This window comes from Kitasatospora sp. NPDC058184, from assembly GCF_042883725.1.
Taxonomy (GTDB): Bacteria; Actinomycetota; Actinomycetes; order Streptomycetales; family Streptomycetaceae; genus Kitasatospora.
The window spans coordinates 1-1,112 of record NZ_JBHVVE010000073.1 but is presented as its reverse complement, the minus strand read 5'-3'; the positions used below and the strand labels follow the sequence as shown (position 1 = coordinate 1,112).

General features: G+C 47.0%; 3 protein-coding genes. All 3 read right to left on the bottom strand.

Features of this window, described 5'->3' with window-relative positions; all coding sequences use genetic code 11:
* Positions 1 to 73: 73 nt before the first annotated feature.
* On the bottom strand, positions 74 to 313 hold the full coding sequence (locus ACFVXH_RS41415; RefSeq protein ID WP_003154475.1) for a YlbE-like family protein: 240 nt from the start codon (positions 311 to 313) through the stop codon (positions 74 to 76).
* A gap of 15 nt (positions 314 to 328) precedes the next feature.
* The gene (locus tag ACFVXH_RS41410; RefSeq protein WP_014417704.1) at positions 329 to 739 is read right to left on the bottom strand and encodes a YlbD family protein; all 411 of its coding nucleotides are present in this window, start codon (positions 737 to 739) and stop codon (positions 329 to 331) included.
* Between the two features lie 163 nt (positions 740 to 902).
* Positions 903 to 1,112 (bottom strand): CAP domain-containing protein (locus ACFVXH_RS41405; protein ID WP_387831250.1); only part of this gene is annotated, 210 nt, incomplete at its 5' end.

Below are 1,112 nucleotides of genomic sequence, written 5' to 3'. Positions count from 1 at the left end.
CATAAATACGCACCTCCAGTTGCTAGTTTACCATGAAACCACCCAATTGGAAAATGCGGCGTTTAAACGCTTTTTAATCCTGTGAACGCATGGCGTGAACCATCTGCATCATCATCTGCGCCATTTGAATCCCGTTTGAGAATTGGCTTACCCGATGCGGTATCGTCTTTTCATAAAAATTCATCATGTCAAGCTGAAAGGAATTGAGATCGTCCGGTTTTCTCGCAAGTCTGCGGTACCAGACGGGACGCTGCCGTATAAACCGTTTCCGTTCCTCATCTGCGGATATGAATTCCTGAACCTCTTTTCGCATACACGATCCCCTTCTTTAATCCTTTCTGAACGAAAAAGGATGTTGTCCGGAGCCTTGCCGGGGCTGCTTCGTGCTGCTCCCCGAAAATTGGCTTAAAAGGCTTTGCAATGATGAAATGGACTGGCTCATTTTATTGATCTGCTCATTCATTTGGTTGATATCCATCTTTTTAACGGCAGTGACCATTTTTGAAACGAAATCGTTCTTTTCAGCTGGTTCCTGTTTGGTTTCCGCGTCGGAAGAAGGCTGAACGGCCTCGTCTTTAAAAGGGTCCCATATCGGATCATCCCCGCCCAGAAGAACCCAATTTTCATAGACTTCCTGCCAGCTCCTTTGTTCCTTGCGAACATTTTGGATCAGTTTGGGATGCTTTTTTACGAATTGTTTAAAATCATCGATTGATTGCCGTGATTGCTGATTCGCCACAATTCTCACCCCCTCCGAAAAGTTTTGCCTGCTATAATGTATCGGTTCATGCGCCTTAATGTTCGCCTAAATTGCGAAAAAAAGCAGGTATATTTTTTTCAGCAGGAGCGCCGCTCGCGAAAAAACATAAAAAAACCGCGGGGGACGCGCCCCTCTGCGGTTTTTACTGCCAAGGCTTAATGAAGTTTTGCGTATAATACTTCCGGTCCACGCCGACACCGAGGTGCGTATAATCCGGGCTTAACAGCGCCTTTCTGTGGCCTTCGCTGTTAAGCCAGCCCTCCACGGCGGCAGGACCGTCCACATAGTTGTAGGCAATATTTTCACCGGCCTCCCGGTATTTCACATCGCCTTTTTCCAAGCGGTCCTTCAG

Bases quoted from the DNA above. Each gene is read 5' to 3' on its own strand.
- ACFVXH_RS41415 (WP_003154475.1), bottom strand. From the start codon at position 313: ATGCGAAAAGAGGTTCAGGAATTCATATCCGCAGATGAGGAACGGAAA.